Origin of the sequence: Tenacibaculum soleae (genome assembly GCF_001693415.1) — a bacterium.
Classification (GTDB): Bacteria; Bacteroidota; Bacteroidia; order Flavobacteriales; family Flavobacteriaceae; genus Polaribacter; species Polaribacter soleae.
The window spans coordinates 117,445-136,355 of the sequence record NZ_MAKX01000013.1 but is presented as its reverse complement, the minus strand read 5'-3'; the positions used below and the strand labels follow the sequence as shown (position 1 = coordinate 136,355).

General features: G+C 28.3%; 19 protein-coding genes and 1 pseudogene. 8 read left to right on the top strand and 12 right to left on the bottom strand.

Annotation, left to right across the window (positions count from 1 at the left end; genetic code table 11):
• Window positions 1-64 precede the first annotated feature (64 nt).
• The 5 genes and pseudogenes from BA195_RS10255 to aqpZ form a co-directional block, all read right to left on the bottom strand.
• Window positions 65-739, bottom strand: a complete 675-nt coding sequence (locus BA195_RS10255) for a hypothetical protein (protein ID WP_068705130.1) — start codon at window positions 737-739, stop codon at window positions 65-67.
• A gap of 287 nt (window positions 740-1,026) precedes the next feature.
• Window positions 1,027-1,566 (bottom strand): tyrosine-type recombinase/integrase, encoded by a 540-nt coding sequence (locus BA195_RS10250; RefSeq protein ID WP_068705129.1) that lies wholly within the window; start codon window positions 1,564-1,566, stop codon window positions 1,027-1,029.
• 50 nt (window positions 1,567-1,616) lie between these two features.
• Window positions 1,617-2,114, bottom strand: coding sequence for a hypothetical protein (locus tag BA195_RS10245; RefSeq protein WP_068705127.1), 498 nt, complete (start codon window positions 2,112-2,114; stop codon window positions 1,617-1,619).
• Between the two features lie 1,071 nt (window positions 2,115-3,185).
• Window positions 3,186-4,976: a recombinase family protein gene (locus BA195_RS10240; protein ID WP_068705125.1), complete on the bottom strand. Its 1,791-nt coding sequence runs from the start codon at window positions 4,974-4,976 to the stop codon at window positions 3,186-3,188.
• A 56-nt stretch (window positions 4,977-5,032) separates the two neighbouring features.
• Window positions 5,033-5,584, bottom strand: a pseudogene (aqpZ, locus tag BA195_RS10235) (aquaporin Z); the annotation flags it as partial.
• Window positions 5,585-5,714: 130 nt separating this feature from the next.
• On the opposite strand from aqpZ, the gene BA195_RS10230 reads away from it, so the two are divergent.
• From BA195_RS10230 to lipA, 4 genes are all read left to right on the top strand, one after another.
• A complete protein-coding gene (locus BA195_RS10230; RefSeq protein ID WP_068705123.1) occupies window positions 5,715-5,921 on the top strand; it encodes a membrane or secreted protein in 207 nt (68 codons plus the stop codon).
• A 142-nt stretch (window positions 5,922-6,063) separates the two neighbouring features.
• Complete coding sequence (locus BA195_RS10225) at window positions 6,064-6,627, top strand: RNA polymerase sigma factor (RefSeq protein ID WP_068705121.1); 564 nt, start codon at window positions 6,064-6,066, stop codon at window positions 6,625-6,627.
• 90 nt (window positions 6,628-6,717) lie between these two features.
• The gene (locus BA195_RS10220) at window positions 6,718-7,938 is read left to right on the top strand and encodes an Nramp family divalent metal transporter (protein ID WP_068705119.1); all 1,221 of its coding nucleotides are present in this window, start codon (window positions 6,718-6,720) and stop codon (window positions 7,936-7,938) included.
• 40 nt (window positions 7,939-7,978) lie between these two features.
• Complete coding sequence (lipA, locus tag BA195_RS10215; protein WP_068705117.1) at window positions 7,979-8,848, top strand: lipoyl synthase; 870 nt, start codon at window positions 7,979-7,981, stop codon at window positions 8,846-8,848.
• A gap of 255 nt (window positions 8,849-9,103) precedes the next feature.
• On the opposite strand, the gene BA195_RS10210 is transcribed toward lipA, so the two are convergent.
• Window positions 9,104-10,603, bottom strand: coding sequence for a hypothetical protein (locus tag BA195_RS10210; RefSeq protein ID WP_068705115.1), 1,500 nt, complete (start codon window positions 10,601-10,603; stop codon window positions 9,104-9,106).
• A 195-nt stretch (window positions 10,604-10,798) separates the two neighbouring features.
• Between BA195_RS10210 and BA195_RS10205 the strand changes: the two genes are divergently transcribed.
• On the top strand, window positions 10,799-11,272 hold the full coding sequence (locus BA195_RS10205) for a nucleoside deaminase (protein ID WP_068705113.1): 474 nt from the start codon (window positions 10,799-10,801) through the stop codon (window positions 11,270-11,272).
• A gap of 54 nt (window positions 11,273-11,326) precedes the next feature.
• Here the strand turns inward: BA195_RS10205 and lgt are convergent, their stop codons facing one another.
• From lgt to BA195_RS10175, 6 genes are all read right to left on the bottom strand, one after another.
• A complete protein-coding gene (lgt, locus tag BA195_RS10200; RefSeq protein WP_068705111.1) occupies window positions 11,327-12,154 on the bottom strand; it encodes a prolipoprotein diacylglyceryl transferase in 828 nt (275 codons plus the stop codon).
• A 136-nt stretch (window positions 12,155-12,290) separates the two neighbouring features.
• Window positions 12,291-12,524, bottom strand: coding sequence for a membrane protein insertion efficiency factor YidD (gene yidD / locus BA195_RS10195; RefSeq protein WP_068705109.1), 234 nt, complete (start codon window positions 12,522-12,524; stop codon window positions 12,291-12,293).
• Window positions 12,525-14,006, bottom strand: coding sequence for a cysteine--tRNA ligase (cysS, locus tag BA195_RS10190; RefSeq protein ID WP_068705106.1), 1,482 nt, complete (start codon window positions 14,004-14,006; stop codon window positions 12,525-12,527).
• A gap of 90 nt (window positions 14,007-14,096) precedes the next feature.
• Window positions 14,097-15,605: a hypothetical protein gene (locus tag BA195_RS10185; RefSeq protein WP_141677691.1), complete on the bottom strand. Its 1,509-nt coding sequence runs from the start codon at window positions 15,603-15,605 to the stop codon at window positions 14,097-14,099.
• On the bottom strand, window positions 15,586-16,152 hold the full coding sequence (locus tag BA195_RS10180; protein ID WP_068705102.1) for a hypothetical protein: 567 nt from the start codon (window positions 16,150-16,152) through the stop codon (window positions 15,586-15,588). The genes BA195_RS10185 and BA195_RS10180 overlap by 20 nt, the downstream gene beginning before the upstream one ends.
• Window positions 16,145-16,693 carry an RNA polymerase sigma factor gene (locus BA195_RS10175; RefSeq protein ID WP_068705100.1) on the bottom strand — a complete coding sequence of 183 codons (549 nt, stop codon included), beginning with the start codon at window positions 16,691-16,693 and terminating at the stop codon, window positions 16,145-16,147. Before BA195_RS10175 ends, BA195_RS10180 begins: the two co-directional genes overlap by 8 nt.
• A gap of 99 nt (window positions 16,694-16,792) precedes the next feature.
• Here BA195_RS10175 and meaB point away from each other — a divergent pair, with 99 nt between their 5' ends.
• The 3 genes from meaB (at window position 16,793) to BA195_RS10160 (ending at window position 18,888) form a co-directional block, all read left to right on the top strand.
• Window positions 16,793-17,863 (top strand): methylmalonyl Co-A mutase-associated GTPase MeaB, encoded by a 1,071-nt coding sequence (gene meaB / locus BA195_RS10170; RefSeq protein ID WP_176714986.1) that lies wholly within the window; start codon window positions 16,793-16,795, stop codon window positions 17,861-17,863.
• Window positions 17,864-17,938: 75 nt separating this feature from the next.
• Window positions 17,939-18,280 (top strand): tRNA-binding protein, encoded by a 342-nt coding sequence (locus BA195_RS10165; RefSeq protein WP_068705098.1) that lies wholly within the window; start codon window positions 17,939-17,941, stop codon window positions 18,278-18,280.
• Window positions 18,281-18,360: 80 nt separating this feature from the next.
• Complete coding sequence (locus BA195_RS10160; RefSeq protein WP_068705096.1) at window positions 18,361-18,888, top strand: GRAM domain-containing protein; 528 nt, start codon at window positions 18,361-18,363, stop codon at window positions 18,886-18,888.
• Window positions 18,889-18,911: the final 23 nt, after the last annotated feature.

Here is an 18,911-nt window from a genome sequence, read left to right as displayed (position 1 = left end):
AAAACCCCTTAGAAATCACCTAAAGGGGTTTTATTTATTGTACTATGTATAAAGTGTTATGTATTTATGCAATATAAACTGAACTACCACCCTTGGCAACTGAATATATACCAACACAAGTGCGTTCAAATTTATCTTCAATTAATTTATCAGTCCTTACATTTTCGCCAGTACTTTCAGCCCATACAATTAAATATTTACGTAAATCTTCGATGTTCATATATTGATATTTAGTAAAATCAAAATTTCTTAACATACTAGTTAATCTTTCTGAATCTTCATCATTAATATTATCACATTCCATTTGTGCGTTTATCTCATTATGTATATCTCTACGTAGTGTATCAATTCTATCAATTAAATAATCTTCACCAACAATAAACCCAAGTTGAACTTCACAAATATCAGTTGTTAATTTAACACCCTTAATATAAGCGTTTACAATTAATTCATCAACCATTGCAATTTTTTCATCTTGTGTTAATTCAAGACGTGGTATTTGATTGTAAATTGAATCAAGGAATTTTAAATGGTTTTCAACTGCTGATAATTTTTCATTAACATCTTTTGAATAAAGTTCAAGTGCTTCCTTACTCCCACCTTTAAGTCCATTTGTTGAAAACACATCTTCAAGTTCATCTTTTAATTCATTTATAACTTTAAATGAATTTCTTATTGATACTAATTTTGTTAATAAGATTTTGTTTTCTGCTTGTTGTTCTTTCGTTAATTCACTCATAATACTAATTCTTTTTAAATGTTAATTATTAAAATTCTATTGTTATTGTCCGACTATGCAAATTTACAAAAAATAACCCACTTAACAAAATATTTTACATAAAAAAATTATATTTGCTTTTTAACATAATTTTAACATAGTGATATTTGCGTATATTACCAATCTAACAATCAACCACTTACAAAAAGATATTATTTAATAACTTCAATAAAGTCTTATAAAAAGCCATTTTACACCATTAAACTACCAAAATCTTCTTGTGATATTTCACTATCTGCTTATTCTTTTTATAAGTTTATGTAAATATCATTTAATTCATCTTGTGTTATTCCAAGATATGTACGTGTTACTTGTGTTGAACTATGATTAAATAGTTGTGATAAATAAACAAGTGAACGTTCACTTTGATTATCATTATCCCACACCCTACGACCAAAACATTTACGCAAAGAATGTGAAGATACTTTACCAGCACCAACGCCTTTAAAGTGCTTCTTTAATAATCTATTAATATGTTGTGAACTAAATGGTGTACCCTTTTGCGACTTGAACGCATAACCTCTTAATGATTCATCAAAGAATGTTAACGCCAACTTAATATGGTCGTTTACTTTAAGCGTTCTTTGCTTCTTTGTCTTACCTTCAATTATAGTTATTTCATCACCTCTTAAATCTTCAAATGATAACTTGCTTAAATCATCAATTCGTAAACCAAGGTTAATACCACATATAACAAATAAACCAAATGATTTAAGTTTATCATCTTTAAGCATTTTAAAAGCTTTATTAAGTGTTTTATCAAAATCAAAATAAGTTGAACCAGTCATATATATAAGTATTTAAAAGGGGCTAAATTAGCCCCTTATTAGTTAATTTATTAAGCTATTGTATAAGTTTGTTTTGTTTTAAAATTTGTTGAACCATAAGTATCTTTTATTTGTTCAATGCTTTTATTACTTTTAAACTTCTGTGTGTACCCTTCACTTGAAAAATACCACATCTTCTTTTTGTTTGCCCATCTTGCAGTATTATAACCTTCAATCTTTATTGATTTAATAACTTCTTTTTGATTATACATTGCACCAGCCTTTAAATCTTGCAACCAGATAAAACAACCTACAAAAGATACTTCAATATCAACTAGTTTATCAAATTGTTTAAAAGCATTATAAAATTTATCTGCATCAAAATCTTTATCAGATTCAAAACCAGTATTAAATTTTAATTCCTTGGTGATGGTTTTAAACTCATTATGCATTGCAACAAAATCAGCTTGTGAATTATAACCACTTGTATCTGGATGTAATTCTTTACAAAGTTTTTTAAACTCATTCTTTGCTTCTTCTAAGTTGGTAACATTTTTAAAGTAATTCATAATATTTTAATTTAAGTGTTATTGTTTGACACCACAAATATAATGTTCATTTACCATATATGCTAATTATAAATGAACATTATTTAAAATATTTTACTTGAATGTACCACAAAAACTAATAATGTTCATTTATTATATTAATGAACATTTTTGTATTTGTTAATAACTTATACTTTTTAGCTATAAGTATAAGTTTTGATTATACATAAAAAACATTAATTTTACACCACAATAAAATAAAACATATACCAAAGTACCATACTATCGATATATCGCCTTAAAACATCTAAAATGGACGTATTGATAAATAAGTTATATTTGTAATATGAAAAAAAATAAAAATGAACACAAAAAAAAAAGACTCACTTGGTCAATGAGTCTTATTTAATAACTGTGATGTGACACAATCACCAATAAATTATTATAATTATGGCAAAAAAGCCACGTTTTGAGTCAATCATTGACTCATTGGTAAAATTAATAAAGGAATTAAAACCCCTTATTAAACTATTATCAACTATTAATAACGGTTGATAATCAAATTAACTACTGCAATAGTTAATTTTAATAACCCTAGCTTAAACGCTAGGGTTTTTATTTAATGCAAATTTACATTATTTTTTTTAATAGTACACAATAGTACACAATAGTACACAATTTTTATTTTTAAAGTTATGATTTTTTTTCTGGGGGTGGTGGGTTACTAATTTATGCGCTGTGGCTAAGGTTGAGTAGGCTAAGTAGGCTAAGTAGGTTGAGTAGTTTAAAAGACTTCAAATACTTCAACCTTCCGAAGTGTAATAATAATTGTTCAGATAGGTAATAATATACCTCAAATAAAAAAAAGGGTCACAAATTAATGCAACCCTAAGATAATACTAAAGTCGTCAAACAATAAAACACTTAAAATTAAAATGAATTAATATAGTATTAACTAACTACAAAGATATATTATTATTAGTAATTAGTAAACATCTACCTTTTTATTATTCTTTTTTGGGTTGAATGTTTTGTTTGTGTATTTCTTAATTTTTAACATAAAAACTGCGTGAAATGGTCATTTAGAGTTGTTTAATCAAATTCAATTATATCTTCTTTATTAATTAAAATATCATCACCTTTTGAAATATAAAATTCTGGTTTACTTTTATTTAGACTATCATCAAATGTTTTAATATCTCCCTTTTCAGTATCATTAATTAATTCAATAAATCTTTCTCTTTCTTCTAAATCTTCTTGTGTAGGTGTTTTAGTAACTTTATTTAACCACAACCATTTATTATAGGGGTTTCTTGTGGTGAATATGCTGTATTCATCAAAATCTTTATATTTAATTTTAAATGTGAAAAACTTTTTATCGTTAATATCTTTAGCACCTAAAATTCTAATTTCATCAACTAGTTTTTTTATTGCTGTTTGATACTGTGTAAAATTCCAATTAGGTTTAAAAGTTTCTTGATTTTCTTTAAAATTAGTTACTCGATTTACATTAATTTTTCTTTCTAATAAATTTTCTGTGTTTTGTATTTTAGTTAATAAACCCCTAATATTTAATTCTGTGTTATTCAATTTAATTTGAAAACGTTCGGTGTTATCAATTCCTTTTTTAAATAATAAATCTTCAATATTATTACGAATGTGTTCTTGCTCTTTTAATTGCTCTTTAAAACTGTTTAAATCATCTTTAATTGCTGAAATAGAATCATCTTGTTCATCAACTAGTTTAAGATGTTCAATTAATGATTTATCTTTTAATAAGTGTTTTATTATGAAACTTTCTACCATTGGAATTGAAAGTCCGAAATTATCACATTCATAATTAATACTTCTTTTAGAACTACACCCATAATAATTACCTATATATTTTGCTGAACTATTTTTGTTATTATTATGTTTTCGAACTCCATTATAAAAGCGACCACATTTATCACATATTAATAACCCTTTTAATAAATATTTATGTTTAACATCTTTACCAGAATTATTTGTATTTTTTTTTAAATTACTTTGAACATCATTAAATAACTTTTTAGTTATAATTGCTTTAGGTAATTTATATACAACCCCATTATATGTGCGTTCACCTATATACCATCTATTGCGAAGTACTGAGTAAATTGTTTTTTGATTCCATAATGACTTACTCCTATTATAAGTAACTACCGTACCGTTTTTATTATTAATAATTCTGCTTTCTTTATAATCTTTTTTATTTGGATTCTGTAAAATCAACCGTTTTGATTTAGTATCAATTCCATCTTCATTTAAACCTTTTGCAATTTTTCTTGTTCCGCTACCTTTCAACGATTCATTATATATACGTCTTATAACTGAAGCTTCATATTCATCAATTACTGGTTTACCGTCAACACTTATATAGCCATATGGTAAACGCCCCCATATTTTACCAGTTGAGGCTCTATTTTGTAAACTTCTTTTAGTTTCGAATGATTGATTATTTGGTGCAAATTCATCCATTGCACCAAAGACTTGTAACACCATTTTACTTGCTGGTAGACTTAAATCAAGTAAACCTTTATCGCCAAAATAAATTAATGTTTTATATTTTTCAATTATAGTTAGAAATTCATCAAGTATTTTTAATTTCCTTGATATCCTGTTTTGTTTACGAGTATAAACAATTTTTATTTTTTCACTTTTAATATCTTGTACTAACCTTGAAAGTTCTGAACGTTGTTTAATTGGAATTGAACCTTTAACACCTTCACCTTCATTATAAATTATAATTTGTGAATCTTCATAGTTATTTAATTTTGCGTATTTTAAAGCTTCATCTATTTGGTTTTGAATTGAGTTACTTTCTTCATCTTCAACTGATAACCTCACATATATACCTAACATAAAATTTATTATTTTAGGTAAATATAATACGTTATTTAATCATACACAAGTGGGGTGTTTACTGAAGTATTGGTAATCGGAATACTAATTAAATGTATTAATGTTAACCCTAAACCAATTGCAATCGGTGCAAAACCTTTAGGTGCTTTTTCATTGGTACTTCCTAAAATAATTAACAAAAAGAACATGGTTAATAAAAATTCAGTAATAAAAGCTGCTGAAATACTATAACCATCTGGCGATAATTTTCCGTAACCGTTAGCGGCAAAGCTTCCAATTGATTCAAAATCAGATTTACCTGAAATTATTAAATATAAAGCTCCTGCACCAAAAATTGCTCCTATTAATTGAGATATGATGTAAGGTATTAATTCTTTAGCAGAAAACTTACCACTTGCCCATAATCCTAAGGAAACTGCAGGATTAAAATGACCTCCTGAAATATGTCCTACGGCATAAGCCATTGTTAAAACAGTTAAACCAAAAGCTAAGGCTACTCCTACAAATCCAATGCCTAAATTAGGAAATCCTGCAGCAAAAATAGCGCTACCACATCCTCCAAAAACAAGCCAAAATGTTCCAAATAATTCTGCTAAATACTTTTTCATCTGTAATCTTTTTTAATATTTCAATACTTATTTATGACCCTAAAAAAGTAAAAAGGTCACGCTATAAATTCGTAAATATTATATTTATAAATAAGGTAATTTGTATCTTTGCACTACAAAATTTAAAAACATGAAATTAGTTTTTCTTACCATTGGATTATTAGCATTTGCATTTGCTGGAATTGCTATAAAAATTTGGGCAAAAAAAGACGGAGAGTTTGCCGGTACTTGTGCTAGTCAAAACCCAATGTTAAATGAAAGTGGTGAAGCTTGCGGTTTTTGTGGTAAAACACCAGATCAGTTTGATACCTGTGAAGATTCACAACACAACAATTAATCTTTTTAACAGCCATAATTTTTGCAAACTTGTTAAATTTATGGCTGTTAAATATTTTTTTTTATAATCATCATTTACTTATATATATACAAAGTATTCTAAAATCAGTATATTTATCAAATACAACTTCTAAATACATATCTTGGATATAAATAACGAAAAAGTACACAAACACATTCAACTAGCTAAAAAAGGGAATCAAGTTTCTTTTAATTTTTTGTTAGATACTTTTTGGGCAAGTGTATATCATTATCAACTATCAAAAATTAAAAATGATAATGAAGCTGAAGATATTACAATTAGAACTTTTTCAAAAGCTTTTGATAAAATTGATACCTTTAATGAAGTGTATCAGTTTAAAACATGGTTAATTACCATTTCTAAAAATGTATATATTGATTTTCTTCGGAAGAAAAAAAATTCTATCTTAATTGATACTACCAAAGAGCAAGAAGAAGCCGCTTTTAAAGTTATCGACAACTCCCCTTCTCCTGAAGACAAACTTATCACTGAGCAAAATTTAGCCAAGTTATTAAAAGATATAAAAAAGCTAAAGCCAAAATACCAAGAAGTTATTAATTTGCGTTTTTTTCAAGAATTAAGTTATAAAGAAATCTCTGAAAAACTAAATGAACCTATTAATAATGTTAAAGTTAAATTACTGAGGGCTAAAAAATTATTAGCTGAAATAATAAAGAAATCTTAACTTACCAAGGTTTTAAATTTTAGATATTCGAAAAACAATACAATTTTTGAATATTTTTAAATTATAGTTTAACTTTTTTTATCCTCTTTTATGAAAAAACCCCTTTCAAAAATACTGGGTCCTGGATTGTTATTTGCTGGTGCGGCAATAGGTGTTTCTCATTTAGTACAATCTACAAGAGCTGGTGCCGATTTTGGTTTTGGTTTATTATGGGCTTTATTAATTGTTAACATTTTTAAATATCCTTTTTTTCAATACGGTCCTCGTTATGCTGCAGCGACTGGTGAAACTTTATTAGATGGTTATAAAAAACTTGGCAAAGGTGTATTAACTAGCTATTACATTATAAATTTTATTACAATGTTTACCTTTCAGGCTACCTTAACAATTGTAACCGCTAGTATAGCTGCTACTATATTTGGTGTCACAAATGATTTGGTAACTTGGTCATTAACAATCCTTATTATAAGTATCATTATTTTAGGTATTGGTAAATATAAATTGCTTGATAATTTAATGAAATATATCATTATTATATTAACTATAAGCACAATAATAGCAGTAAGCATTGCTTTATTTAGCACGAAAAAAGGATTTAGTTTTCAACAAATAGTACCAAGCGGAACTGCTCAAATTACATTTTTAATTGCTTTTTTAGGGTGGATGCCCGCACCTTTAGATATTTCTATTTGGCACTCGATATGGTCTGTTGAAAAAAGTAAAACCACCTTTGAACAAATTAAACCAAAATATGCAATTTTTGATTTTAATGTTGGTTATATAGGTACTTTATTTTTAGGCGTTTGTTTTGTTATACTTGGCGCATTGGTAATGTTTCAATCGGGAGAATCTTTTTCATCAAAAGGAACCGTATTTACTTCGCAATTACTTAATTTATATACAAAAAATTTAGGTGATTTTTCTTATTTATTTATAGGTATTGCAGCCTTTACAACGATGTTTAGTACTACTTTAACCACCTTAGATGCCTCACCAAGAGCCATGTCGATAACTACTAATTTAGTTTTCAATAAAAAAATAAAGTTAAACTATTGGTTTTGGATACTCTTATTAGCCATTGGTACCTTTATTATTTTAAAATATTTTTTAGCAGATATGGGCTTTTTAGTAAAAATAGCTACTGTTTTATCTTTTTTAACAGCTCCTTTTTATGCCATTGTAAACTACATTTTAATTACAAGTAAGCATACACCTAAAAAAAATCAACCCAAATTACCCTTGCGTATTTTAAGTATTGTAGGTATTCTTTTTTTAATCGGATTTAGTCTATGGTTTTTAGTTAATTTATAACAGTTTTCTTCGTAAATTTGCTTTTCAATTTTTTATTAAAATGGCAAACGAATCAGTAGTACTACCAGAAAGAGTAAAAAAACCAAAATGGTTACGTGTAAAATTACCCGTTGGTAAAAAATATACAGAATTAAGAGGGTTAGTAGACAAATATAAATTAAATACGATTTGTACCAGTGGTAGCTGTCCTAATATGGGCGAATGTTGGGGAGAAGGCACTGCTACTTTTATGATTTTAGGTAATGTTTGTACACGTTCATGTGGTTTTTGTGGAGTAAAAACTGGAAGACCAGAAACTGTAGAATGGGATGAACCTGAAAAAGTAGCTCGTTCTATTAAATTAATGAGCATTAAGCATGCTGTATTAACCTCGGTAGATAGAGACGATTTAAAAGATGGTGGTTCTATTATTTGGGCAGAAACTGTAAACGCAGTTCGTAGGGCTAATCCAAACACAACTTTAGAAACTTTAATTCCTGATTTTCAAGGAAACGAAAAATTAATTGATCGAATTATTGAAGTTGCTCCTGAAGTAGTTTCTCATAATATGGAAACGGTTCGTCGTTTAACTCGTGAAGTTCGTATACAAGCCAAATATGATAGAAGTTTAGGCGTGTTAAAATATTTAAAAGAAAACGGAATGCGTACTAAATCGGGAATTATGCTAGGTTTGGGTGAAAAGGAAGAAGAAGTAATTCAAACAATGAAAGATTTACGTAACGTTGGCCTAGATGTTATTACAATTGGGCAATATTTACAACCTAGTAAAAAACATTTGCCTGTAAAAGAGTTTATAACTCCTGAGCAATTTAAAAAATATGAAACTTTAGGACTTGAAATGGGCTTTATGTACGTTGAAAGTGGTGCCTTAGTACGTTCATCATACAAAGCACACAAACATGCACGTTAGTTTTAATGATTCCTTAACATTTTAACTATTTAACGTTAAAAAAATGTCAAATATCTAAAAATCAAACAATTTACAAAGTTTTATTTCTAAATTTGCACCGTACTTTGTTAGTAAAGTATAATGAAAAGAGCCTTGTAAACTGTTTTCATTGTGTAAATTATTTGAATTAGTTGATAAACAAAATCCCACTCATATGAGTGGGATTTTGAATTTTTACACTTTTCTTTAACAGTGTAAAATCAATCTAAAAAAAAATTATTTTAAGCTATTTTTCATAAATTCTTTTACTTCTTGTTTTGCTTTTAACATTTCTACCTCATCAAATGTTTTTCCTTCCGCTCTTTTAATATAAGAATTAAAAGCATGACTTAAATAAATTGGTGATTTATTACCCGTATAACTAACCGCGTTATGACAACTAAAACAGTTTGCTAAGTTATCTACTTTTATGTCTTCAATAGAACTCTTAAATGTTTGTGTATAAGTTTCCATAGTTACATTAGCGTTATTTAAAGAACCTCTTGCTGATGAATCTACAGTAGCGTCTCCTACTGAACTACCCAAGTCAACTAATAACTTTGCTTGTTGCTCTGTATTTAATTTATCAGTATCTATCCAAATAGAACCATTATAAAAATAATTATTCCATACATCTTTTAAATGTTTTTTTACGCAAGCATTTATATTTTTTATATTTTCAAAATTAATAGGTTCTTGTTGGCAGGTTTTCATAAAGTTACCTACACTATCTCTTGGCACACCGTATTGAAACAAATCATATGCTTTATATTTCTCTTTTGCTGATAAAGATGCTGTATCCCAAGTAATTCCATTAATTCCTGTAGTTTTATCTTTTGCAAATAATAACTTATCTGTAGACGAAATTGCTACATTTTTTTTCCTATCATAATTTGGAGCTAAATCATCTTGTTCAAAAGTTGCCCAAATAAACTCAGGATGATTTTCTACCACTCCTACAACATGCATACCTAATAAAGCTACTTCTGTATTAATAAAGTTACCTTTTCCATCATTTACGGCTCCTACGGTTGTAAAATAATTGGCACGTTTGTTTGCTGGAATAGCATCAATTGAAGTCCATGAGACTTTTAATTCTAAAGATCCAACAGGAAAGGAAGATAGATTGTTTTTAGCTAATGAACCATTTAAAATAGCGTCTTTAAATTTTTTAGCTGCGTTTTTTAATATCGGAGAAACATGAATTGAGTAAAATACTGTCTCTTCTTTATTATTAACAGAATTATATGCTGGGTTAGTTTTTAAAATACCTGAAGAACCAGCTTGTGCTGTATCTTCTAAAACGACAGATGCTCCAGGTACAGATGTTATACTTTCTAGATGAGCATTTACTTGATACATTTTTTTTGGGTTTAAAAATAAAGGTAAAGTTTCTCCAACATACAATGGAATATCCTTTCCCTCTAATTTTACAAACAATTTTTCTATTTGATATTCAGGTTTTGTTACCCATAAAAACTTTTGCCATGACCATTGATGAAAAATAGCATTGGTAGTACTAATTGTATCAAACGGACTTCCTTTTCCTTCATCAGGTGCAGGTGTTTGAGAATGCGGAAACCAATTACTTTGACACAAGCTTTCAATTTCTAATTTATTATAAGCTACTTCGGTTTGTACTTTTACTGGCTTTTTTTTATTCTCTTTACAAGAATTTAAAAATATTGTACTCAATGCAAGTAGCAATCCTAAAGCTAGTTTAAATGATAATTTCATAATTGATTAGTTTTATAACAAATTTGTAAAATATAGTTACATTAATTAAAAAAAATGTCATGAGGCTAGTAATTAAAGGTATAAGCTACTATATATCAACATTAACGTATATCAAAAAAATAATTTTAAAAAATTAATCTATTAAACAAAACAAATCACTTAGTTTTGCAGTCCTTTTTTTATAAAAAACAAAAAATGAATACACACGAAGAATATATGAGCGAAGCTGTAAAAGCAGCTTTAAAAGGAATGAGTAACAATGAAGGTGGTCCTTTTGGATGTATCGTTGTAAAAAATGGTAAAATTGTTGGTCACGGTAATAATAAAGTAACTTCTACAAACGACCCTACAGCGCATGCTGAAGTTACCGCTATTAGAGATGCGTGTAAAAACTTAGGTTCTTTTCAATTAGACGGATGCATTATATATACTTCATGTGAACCTTGCCCTATGTGCTTAGGTGCAATTTATTGGGCGAGACCAGATAAAGTATACTACGGAAGTAACCAACAAGATGCTGCTAATATTGGTTTTGATGACGAATTTATTTACAAAGAAATTCCGTTACCTTATGAAAAACGTAGCATTCCGTTTGAACAAATAGGTCGAAAAATCGCCTTAGAACCATTTGAAAAATGGAGCGAAAAGCAAGATAAAATAGAGTACTAGTAATAAAAAAACTCCAAGTTTAAACTTGGAGTTTTTTTGTATCTAATATCATGCTTATTTTGTTTTTCTAAACATCAACCAAAAACCGATTAAAACCAATGGTATACTTAATACTTGCCCGGTGTTTAGTGAGTTAAACACCCAATCTTCTCGTCCGTCTACTTGTGCCTTCTTTAAAAACTCTATAAAGAAACGTAACGACCATAAAACCACCATAAACAATCCGAATAAAAATCCTGATTGGTTTTTTTTATCTGTTTTCCAATAAAAATGCCACAATGCAAAAAACAATGCTAAATAACTAAATGCTTCATATAATTGTGTTGGATGACTCGGTACGGTTTCACCTGCTCTTTTAAAGATAACTCCGAAACTACTTCCTGTTGGTTTTCCGTAAATTTCAGAATTAAAAAAATTTCCTAAACGGATAAAAAAACCTGCTAAGGCAACCATAATCCCTAATCTATCTAAAATAAACAACCAAGGTTTCTGTAAATGCTTTTTTGCATAAAAGTATAAAGCTATTGGAATACCAATGGCTGCACCATGACTTGCAAAACCTGTAAACCCTGTAAATTTCCAAGAACCATCAGCCAATTGTTTTATTGGCAAAAATATTTCTAATAAATGATTTTGGTAATGACTCCAACTATAAAAAAATACATCTCCTAAACGCATTCCTACTAACATAGAAACAAATACATACATAAATAATGGATCTAATTTTTCTACAGGAATTTTATCGTTTATATAGATTTTCTTCATTAAACGAAGCCCTAATACAAAAGCTGCTACAAACATTAAACTGTACCAACGTATACCTAAACTACCAATTTTTAAGATTTCAGGATCTAAATCCCATACTATAGATAAAAAATTCATTTATTCTTATTATATGTCAGGTCGAGCATAGTCGATACCTATTTATTAATTCTTTCTTACTAAAACCTCTTGCAAACTACGTTTCTTTTTTCAACAAAAAATAATTTTATTAAAATAATACTCGAGGTAACAATTATTATTTCTTTTTTTCAGGCACCGGATCGTAACCACTTCCTCCCCATGGGTGACAACTAAAGATTCTTTTTGTTGCCAACCAACCGCCATAAAACAATCCATGTTTTTGTAATGCTTCAATTGTGTAACTAGAGCATGTTGGCGAATACCTGCATGTTGCTGGTGTAAATGGCGATATTGCTGTTTGATAAAATCGCACCAATAATATAAACGGATATGTTAGTATTTTTTTCAATTAATTTACAGAAAAACTTGTACCTTCTTTACCATCTTTTAGCTGAATTCCTAATGCTAATAATCTATCGCGAATTTCATCAGATAATGCCCAATTTTTATCTTCTCTTGCTTCTTTTCGCATTTGAATTAGCATTTCAACAACTCCGCTTAATTTATCAGAATTATTTCCATCAGCTATTTCATTCATCAATCCTAAAACATCAAAAACAAAGGCTTTTATTGTTACAATTAACTCTTCTAAATCATTTAAAGTTAAGCTAGCATTTCCTTCTTTTATTTGATTAATATTTTTTACAGCTTCAAATAAATGAGAAATTAACACAGGTGTATTGAAGTCATCATTCATGGCTGCATAACAATCTGCTTTCCATTTTTGAACATTAAAAGTTGAAGTATTTCCTGCCTGAATTTTATCTAAATAATTTACAGCATCCATTAACTTAGTATGTCCTTTTTCTGATGCTTCTAAAGCTTCACCAGAAAAATCTAAAATACTTCTATAATTAGCCTGCATATTAAAAAAACGAACTACACTTGCTGAAAATGCTTTTGGTAAAACACTGTTTTCACCAGTTAAAATTTCGTTTGGCAAAATAAAATTACCTGTTGATTTAGCCATTTTTTGACTATTTAACAACAACATATTGGTATGCATCCAATAGTTTACTGGTTTTACACCGCTACAAGTTTGTGATTGTGCTATTTCACATTCGTGATGAGGAAACTTTAAATCCATTCCTCCTCCATGAATATCAAATTGTTCTCCTAAGTATTTTGTGCTCATTACCGAACATTCTAAATGCCAACCAGGAAAACCATCGCTCCAAGGAGAAGGCCAACGCATAATGTGGCGTTCATCTGCTTTTTTCCAAAGGGCAAAATCTTGTGGGTTTCTTTTATCTGACTGTCCGTCTAAAGTTCGTGTATTATGAATTGCATCTTCTATTTTTCTACCAGAAAGGATTCCGTAATTACCAGTTTCGTTGTATTTTAAAACATCAAAATATACAGACCCATTAACTTCATAAGCAAAACCTTTTTCCATGATTTCTTTAATCATTTCAATCTGTTCAACAATATGACCTGTTGCTGTTGGCTCTATACTAGGTGGTAAAAAATTGTAATTTTTTAAAACATCATGAAAATCTACAGTATACTTCTGTACCACTTCCATTGGTTCAATTTCTTCTAAACGTGCTTTTTTAGAAATTCTATCTTCTCCTTCATCTGCATCATTTTCTAAATGACCTGCATCAGTAATATTACGTACATAACGCACTTTGTAACCTAAATGTAATAAATAACGATATACCACATCAAAAAACATAAATGTACGTACGTTTCCTAAATGGGCATTGCTATATACTGTAGGTCCACAAACGTACATACCTACATATCCGTCGTTTACAGTTTTAAAAGGCTCTTTTGTTTTTGATAAAGAGTTGTATACTTTTAGTTGATTTTCTTTATATAATTTCATCGGAAAAGTGACTATTAACAGATGCTAAAGATAGGCACTTTATTAGGAAAGTAATAAATTTTTAAAAGGTATTTTTTTTAATACTATCTATTATTTTTGAAGTACTAACTGACTGTATTTTCCAATAATTTTCAGCATATTATCTTCTGTTGATATGCTGAAATTACCATTTACTTCTTTTTTAGAATCGTTAATAGAAAATTTTATTGCTGGTTTATGAGGATGATTTCTAGATTTATCCTCTATAACATGCGCTAATTTTTTATTGATGTTAGCTATATTTATCAATGCTTCGGATGAATTTAAATCAACTTTAAAAGTATGATAATTTGGATGAATTTTATTGATTTTTAAACCTCCAAATTCACTATTTACTTCAACATTTTTATAAACGTTAACAAGAACAACCTCTGATGAAGTTGAACTTATTTTAGTATTAGCAACCGATGCTATATGAGCATCGGTTACATTATTTAAAAATAAATCAGTAGTATTTAGTGAATTTATTATTACTGGCGAGTATGATATATTTAATTCGCCTCCGTTTAAAACATCAGCATTAAAAGTACCATAACTAACTTTACCTGAAGCTTTTGTTTTCGGTAACTTTACTTTACAATGACGTGTATTTAAATCGAAAGTAGCATTTTTAGGTACTTTAATAGTAATTTTCTTAGTTATTTTTACTTTTTTTCCATTTACAGTTACTGTTCCTGATTTATTCCAAAAAACAAAATCTAATTTGGTATTTTTAAGTGACTCTTGCGCTTTCTTTAACGCCTCTCTTTTTATTTCAAGATTGTATCGTTGTGCTTCTCTTTTTTTTATTAACTGCTGTCTTTTAGCATCAGCTTTTTTCTTTAATACTTCTCTTTTTAATTTAATTAATTCGACCTTTTTTTCTCTTTCAAAACGCTTCATATTCTCTTTGAGCTCATCTTTACTTTTTTCTTGCGCTTTTTTAAACTTCTTATATTTTTTACTTTTCTTAAAGGCTTCCCATTCTTTTTTTGATTTTATAGTAATATCATTTACACCATCTTTCCACTGAAAAAAATAATTTTTTCCATCTTTTGCGTATTTATCAAAATCAAATTCTATGTAATCTAAACCTGTTATTAATTCTTCAAAATTAATCTCTGGAATCTCAATTTCGTCAATTTCAGGAATTATAATCGTTGGTAATTCAGGTAATACTATAACATCATTGGCATCTTTGCTATAATGATACACATTAGATTCACTATTTTTTGATGGATTAAAAAACACAATATTATCATTACCTAAAGAATGCATATTACTATTTGTTGCATTTATTTTTACTTTACTTTTATTACCTAAAGCTTCAAACTTCCACTTACTTAAATATTTTTGAGCTTCATTTTTATCGAGCCCTTCTACTTCAATAATTGCTTCTACAAAAACTTCATTTTTATTCCATGTTGTTACATCAATAGTTGCATTTGTTGCATTTATATTTACAACAACATCATTGTTTGTTTTAAAGTTTTCGTTAAATTTCTTATCGTATTTTTGGGCAGTTACTACACCAGTAACTAACATCAAAAAAACACTTATTTTAAATTGTTTGAATGTCATTTTTAATTGGATTTTTAAGTTCATGTAATTGTTTTTGCATACGTTTTAACAACTGTAAACGCAATTGCAGGTTTCCAATCAATGCATTGATGGTGTTGTCGTTAACTCCTTTTGTATTGAGCTCTTCGGTTAACGATTTATATTCGTTGGTTAGTTCGCCTATTTTAGCAAAATAACCATCGATAAATTCTTTAGTATCATCAGTTAATTCTAACTGACTTAATTCGTAATTAATAGTATTAATATAATACGACTCTAATGTTTTTAATTCAGGTGAAACATTTCCTAAGCTAATCGTATTTTTATATTCATTTGGCACTATGTTTACAGGCGTATTTATATTTTCTGTTGGATAAAATTTAATCGTAACACTTAATAACAATACAATAGAAGCCGCAATATATAACCACTTATATGATTTTTCGCCAACAGGTTTCTCATGCAATTCTTTCATTAATTTTTCTTGAAAACGTTGCCTATGATTTGTTGATATTTCAACGTTTTTTTGAATCTTATTTTTTAATAATTCTCTAATATCTTTAGGCATAGTTTACGTTTTTTAATTGTTCTTGCAGTTTCTTTTTACCTCTTAACAAATGTGTTCTTGAGGTTACCTCTGAAATCCCTAAAATTTCAGCAATTTCTCCATGATCATATCCTTCTAACAAAAACAAGGTTACCACTACCCTATATTTATCTTTTAATTGTTGAATACTGTTTACAATTTCTGCGTATGAAATTGTTGGTTCTACATGCCAATCTCTCTCTTCTATTATTGTATTTGTTTCTTCTTTTATTGAAACTAATTCTAGTTTCTTCTTTTTCAAAAAATCAATACTTTGGTTTATCACAATTCGTTTTAACCAAGATCCAAAGGCTACCTCTTCTTTATAATTTTTTATATTTTTAAAGGCTTTAATAAATGCTTCTTGCATTACATCTTCGGCAATAAACGTATCTTTTACATAACGAACTGCAACCGTAAGCATCGCTTCACAATACAAATCATACAATTGCATTTGCGCCTTTGCGTCATTATTTTTACAACCGTTTATTATAGGTTGATGTAACTGTTTGGTTAATTTCATTATTGATTTCTTATACTAAAGACGATACTTTTTAAACTTCGTTGCAGTTTGCTTACTTTTTATTTTTAAATTTACTTAATATTTAGTTTTTACTTTATAATGATTGATAAAAAAAAATCTGCACTTACCGAAAAAGACGGTGTTTTCCAACCTGAAACCACTAGTATCTCATCTGCAGAAAAAATAAAACTTAGTCGTAGAAAAAAAATTACTACAACCAAGTATATTACAAATATATTAGCAGGTAATATTCCTTTTTTAAGTAAAGCTATTACTTTAGTTGAAAGCACCAATTTAAAACATCAACAACAAGCCAATAAAATTTTAGAAGCTTGCTTACCATATGCAAACAATTCAGTACGAATTGGTATTACTGGTGTTCCTGGTGTTGGAAAAAGTACTTTTATTGAAACTTTAGGAAAACACTTAACCGCACTAGGTAAAAAAGTGGCTGTTTTGGCTGTTGACCCGAGTAGCTCTGTTAATAAAGGAAGTATTTTAGGTGATAAAACTCGGATGGAAGAATTGGTTACCGATAAAAATGCGTTTATCAGACCTTCTCCTTCAGGAACTTCATTAGGAGGTGTTGCTCAAAAAACTAGAGAATCGATTATTTTATGTGAAGCTGCTGGTTTTGACACCATTATTATTGAAACCGTAGGTGTTGGACAATCAGAAACCGCCGTACATTCTATGACCGATTTTTTTTTACTTTTAAAACTTGCTGGGGCTGGTGATGAATTACAAGGTATAAAACGCGGAATTATAGAAATGGCCGATGCTATTGTTATAAATAAAGCCGATAGTGGTAATGAGAAAAATGCAAAAATTGCTAAAGTAGAGTTTAATAGAGCTTTACATTTATATCCACCAAAAGATAGTGGTTGGCAACCCAAAGTTTTATTGGCAAGCGCCCTTAAAAACCAAGGTATAGATGAAGTTTATACAATGATTGATCAATATATAAACACGGCTAAAAGTAGCTTATATTTTCAACAAAAAAGAAACGATCAAAACAAGTACTGGCTGTTAGAAACGATTAATCAGCAATTAAAAGATAATTTTTACAACAATAATAACATCAAAGACTTATTACAGCAGGAATTAAAAAAATTAGAAAACGGAAAAACGACTCCGTTTACCGCTGCTAATAGGTTATTAAATAAATAACTATGGAAACCCATAATGGGTATTTGGTTAAAATGCTACATGTAATAATAAAAAATTTTAAACTCCTTTACATTTATGGAAAACAATACTTTAACTTGGGTTGATTTTACAAAAGTAGAAATGCGAGTAGGAACCATACTTACTGCAGAAATATTTAAAGAAGTAAAAAACCCTGCTTATAAAATGCAAATAGATTTTGGTGAATTTGGTATTAAAAAAACCTCTGCACAAATTACTAAATTATATACTCCTGATGAGTTAATAGGTAATCAAATAATTGCAGTAATAAACTTTCCTAAAAAACAAATAGCCAACATAATGAGTGAATGTTTAGTGTTAGGCGCTGTTGGAGATAATAAAGAAGTTACGCTTATATCACCCGAAAGAAATATTAAAAACGGCACAAGAATTGGGTAAATTTATTTTATTCTTATAAACACAAAACTTTCTTAATTAATAAATAATTATTGTAAAATGGAAAAATAGGTGTTAAAATAATGAAAATGACTTTAAAATCTAGGATATTGTTTATTCTAGGTATAACAATTATTTACACTTTAATTCTTTGTTTTTTTGATTATGTTTGGAATGAAAATAATTCAATTACATCGTTAATTATTCAAGGTTTATTTTTTGGCGTTATTTTTGGAATTGGGTATCCTTATTCTAATAAAAAATTAGCTGACACATTTTACACAAAAATCTCTAAAAATTTAAATCCTAAATTAGACAAAAATGAACAAATCGAAGTTCACGGACCAGGGAATTTATTTAAAGGAGTTGAAGCTATTGGAGGAAAAATATTCTTAACCAATAAAAGAGTAATCTTCAAATCACATAAAATTAATATTCAAAAAATAAGCATTGATATTAATTACTTCAATATTAAACAAATTAATAGAACAAAAACTGTTAAATTTATCGACAACGGAATAAAAATAACTACCAAAAATCATAAAGAATATAACTTTGTTTTTAATGAAAGAGACTTATGGTTTAGTAAAATAAATGAACGATTAAATTAAAAACAATTTAATCCTTTTTCTTT